General features: G+C 42.4%; 4 protein-coding genes. 3 read left to right on the forward strand and 1 reads right to left on the reverse strand.

The window, feature by feature from the left end; translation table 11 throughout:
* The 3 genes from CGZ90_RS18870 to CGZ90_RS18880 all read left to right on the forward strand — a co-directional run.
* The coding region (locus tag CGZ90_RS18870; protein ID WP_133063618.1) for a spore germination protein at positions 1-841 on the forward strand (841 nt) is incomplete at its 5' end.
* 43 nt (positions 842-884) lie between these two features.
* Positions 885-1,940: a Ger(x)C family spore germination protein gene (locus CGZ90_RS18875; protein WP_165766917.1), complete on the forward strand. Its 1,056-nt coding sequence runs from the start codon at positions 885-887 to the stop codon at positions 1,938-1,940.
* A 91-nt stretch (positions 1,941-2,031) separates the two neighbouring features.
* Positions 2,032-2,913, forward strand: a complete 882-nt coding sequence (locus tag CGZ90_RS18880) for a hypothetical protein (RefSeq protein WP_094254061.1) — start codon at positions 2,032-2,034, stop codon at positions 2,911-2,913.
* A gap of 119 nt (positions 2,914-3,032) precedes the next feature.
* On the opposite strand, the gene CGZ90_RS18885 is transcribed toward CGZ90_RS18880, so the two are convergent.
* Positions 3,033-3,449 carry a hypothetical protein gene (locus CGZ90_RS18885; RefSeq protein WP_094254062.1) on the reverse strand — a complete coding sequence of 139 codons (417 nt, stop codon included), beginning with the start codon at positions 3,447-3,449 and terminating at the stop codon, positions 3,033-3,035.
* Positions 3,450-3,926: the final 477 nt, after the last annotated feature.

Raw genomic sequence — 3,926 nt, forward strand, 5'->3', positions numbered from 1 at the left:
AGATAATACCTGGTCCCCCTTCCCTCAGCTCGTTTCAACCGAAAGGCCGGACAGAGTAGTATCCATGATGAATCTTGGGCAGGTCGCGATTCTTTCCGAGGGCTCCCCGCAGGCGCTTCTCGGTCCTGCTACTGCAGCTGAATTCTTTATGTCTCCTGAGGATTATTATTTAAACTGGCTGCTCGGTTCAACGTTCCGCGTCATCAGACTGCTGTCGGTATTGTTTTCAACGTTTGCTACACCACTTTATGTTGCGGTGTTAACGTACCATTACCAGATGATACCGAAAGATTTGCTCGCGCCGTTGATCACTTCGCGTGTGAACATCCCTTTCCCGCCGATACTCGAAGTGTTCTTTCTCGAGCTGACGATCGAACTGCTTCGTGAAGCTGGAGCGAGACTGCCGACAAAAGTAGGTCAGACTCTTGGTATCGTAGGAGGTATCGTAATCGGGCAGGCATCCGTGCAAGCAGGGCTAACAAGTAACATCCTTCTCATAATCGTATCTCTTGCGGCACTTGCCTCTTTTACAACACCTGTATTTAAAATGGCAAACACCATCCGTGTTCTGCGTTTTCCGTTTATATTATTCGCAGCAATCTGGGGAGGGGTTGGCCTTATGGTTTGCTTCTGTTTCGTAATGGTTCATCTCCTGCGACTTGAATCATTGGGCAGGCCGTATATGTTTCCAATCTATCCTCTTCGTTTTAATGAATTGAGCGATTCTATATTAAGACTTCCATATAATATGATGAATTTGAGACCGGCTAATGCGGCAGCAGAGAACAAAAAAAGGTTCGATAAAAAAGAGGCTGTGAAAAATAAAGACATTGATGAATAGGGTGTAATGCATGGTTCGTTTCTTTTTAATAGCAGGTTTATTCATGATCTTTCTTATAAACATCAGCTTGCCGAGCGAAATTATCGATGAACTGCAGCTTATTCAAGCGATAGGCTATGACAGGGAAGAAGGAGATCAGATTAGGGGAACAGCGACATTCCCTCTATTTAATCCGGATGGAACGGTGAAAGCAGAAAAATTCACGAGCGTCTCGAATACATCTCGGTATTTCTTATCCAAGATCAATACACAGTCACCTAAACCGCTGACAACCGGCCAGCTGAGGATTGTGCTGTTTGAAAACAAATTTGCAGAGAAGGGCGTGCTTGAGATCGTTAACACGCTTTACCGTGATCCGAACATAGGAAACACCCTTCACATGGCAGTGGTGGAGGGCAGTACTTCGAAGCTTCTGAAACAAGATTATGCTGCCAACCCATTAGCCGCCATATATATGACTGAATTGATCGAGCAGAACATCAAGACGGAAAATCTGCCTAAAACGAATCTGCATGTTTTTTTATATAATTTCTACGGAAAGGGAATGGATCCTTATCTTCCATTGTTAAAAATGGGGAAAAACAAAATTAAGCTTCAAGGAATTGCTCTTTTTAAAGAAGACCAGTATGTGGGAAAGCTGAACCATAATGAATCTTTTGTGTTTAAGATGCTAGTTGATGGATCGAAAGCAGGAAGATATGAAGTCAAATTGAAAAGAGGCAAGGAAAAAGGCTATGGTGTGATACGAAATATCAGTGCCAAGACAAAATACCATGTTGAGAAAACGAATGGAAAGCCAAAGTTTACCCTAAATGCCACTATTCTCGGAGAGATTCATGAATATCCTCATTGGCTCAACCTCGAGCAAAAGCCTAGTATTGATCTAGTGGAGTCTGCTTTCAAAAAAGAAATTGATATGCAGGCTGCTGCTATGGTTTCAAAATTTCAAGAGCTTGGAATTGACCCGCTTGGTCTTGGCGATCAGTTAAGGCGGCGCGAAAGAGGCTGGGATTTCGCGAAATATCGGGAGCAATATAAAGATATGGAAATCAACGTTTCAACGAAAGTAAAAATTGTCCAGACAGGCATTATTGAATAAGAATTTTGGATTGATGGTCAAAAAAAGAAACTTCCTCCGAATATATTTAAAGTTATTCGTTAGGCGGATAGCGCATCAAGGAGGAATGATCATGAACCGCACAACAGACGAAAAAATTAAAATTCGAAATCATTGGTTTAAAATTATCTTGATCAGTTTATTTGCGATGGTCCTGATGTTTAAAATTGCTGTAACTAAATTTACGTTTCACTTTGCAGACCTTCTTTCGTTTATCTTAGCAATTTTTGCTATTAGCATCAGCGCGATGTTCTACACAAAAGTGAATGAAGCGCTGCGTGCTGCTGCAATTGGGACAAAAGATCTGCTTCCGTCAAAAAAGAAAAAGAACGAACCTGAAGCAGCCTTTACAGAAGAAGATGATGTTGAAGAGGAAGAAGCAGAAGGATACGCTGATCTGCCTGATAATGAACGTAATCAGCTTGAACGCAGAATGCTAGACTTGAATGAACAGCTCAAGCGCGTGAGGCAGGTGCAGAATGAAATCGTGGAAAGGCTGTCAATGAGCGAAGAACTTTCTGAAGACGACCGCCGTGACTACCTCGATTACCTGCTCGAGAAAGAAAAAGAAGCCGTTTTGGCAGAAAAAGAACTCGAAGCTATTGAAATAAGCCTTCAGCCTCAATTGCTGAATGAGGAAGGTCTTGCGGAAGATGAGTGGGATGAAGATGGCGACCGGATCCCTGACACTGCAAGAAACACGAAAGAAATCGTCCAGCTTCTCGGGAAAGAATTTGTATTGAACGCATCCTTTGAACAATTGAACCATAAAATGCGTGAAATACAGCCTAATATATCTCCTGAAGCTGCAGAATATTTAAAAGAAAACGATCTCGTTGATTCATTCTTTAACGTCAGCCGCAAAGGCTTGAAAGAGTTCCGAAAAATCGCCCGGAAGTTCAGCTACAATGACGGGATGAAACTATTATCCAAAGTTGTCCAGCGCAGCAAATAAGAGCAAAAAGGAGATGCCCCGGAAGGGAGGCATCTCCTTTTTGCGTTTGGGGTACGGTACCATTTAAAACAATAGGAATATTAATGCCAGAATTTCTAAACGGTACCGTACCCCCAAGTCTAAAACAAACCAAAAAATGTGACGATTTGTTCCAAGGACTTGCTGATCGTTTCAAACATCATTTCTCCCATGACTTTAAATAGAATGCCTGTAAGGATGTACACGATCAAACTGCCATAAAGAGGATCGAGTCCTGTAGAGGTTTTCCTAAAATAACTCGAGATGAATAGCGGAGGGACGAGCAAGATAGAACCAGCGAAACCAGCCAGCAAAAAATAGAAAGAAAATTCTCCGCTGTTCATTAAGATGAAAAGGAGCGAAATGGCAAGCATCGCCGTGAACGGGATAAGCATACTGCCGAAACGGCCGATCGATTCCTTGAACGTTATTTGATTTCTTCCCATTAAGACAGCAAAAAAACTGAAGGAAGTGACCAGTAAGATAAAGACTCCATAAACGAGAGCTGGCTTGATCACATATTCAGCAAATGATANNAGTCAGTCCCAATGCTAATGCTGCTGATTTCTTTCAGAAAGAAGTAATAGATGAGCGGAATGAGCAAAGCATACAGTATGATTGTGATGACTCCATTGATGAACTGGCTGCTTCCGGCTGCTGAACTGCTGCCAAAGGGTGCTTTTATAACAGATAGAAAATAATGAAAATACATCTTGGAAATATCTTTCGTCTTTTCAAGATAAACGCTCTTTTGTTCGGACGTTTGAGCAGGGAGTGCTGCAGAAGCAGCGTGGCCTGCGGCAGGCGTGTCGGCCGCTGCCAGTCTTGCGCCGCAATTCTCGCAAAAATTCCCTCCGTCATTTTGGTGCTGGCAATTTGAACAGATCATTCGCATACCCCTTTCAAAGATAATTGTTTCCTACGGACTGATTACAACGGGATTGTTTATGGCGAAGCTGTTTTTTTCGATTGTTTGGTAAACAATCCAGTTTTGA

The sequence above is a fragment of the Fictibacillus aquaticus genome, from assembly GCF_002245695.1.
GTDB lineage: Bacteria > Bacillota > Bacilli > Bacillales > Fictibacillaceae > Fictibacillus > Fictibacillus aquaticus.

Coding starts and splice junctions, on each gene's coding strand:
- CGZ90_RS18875 (WP_165766917.1), top strand. CDS start 885: ATGATCTTTCTTATAAACATCAGCTTGCCGAGCGAAATTATCGATGAA.
- CGZ90_RS18880 (WP_094254061.1), top strand. CDS start 2,032: ATGAACCGCACAACAGACGAAAAAATTAAAATTCGAAATCATTGGTTT.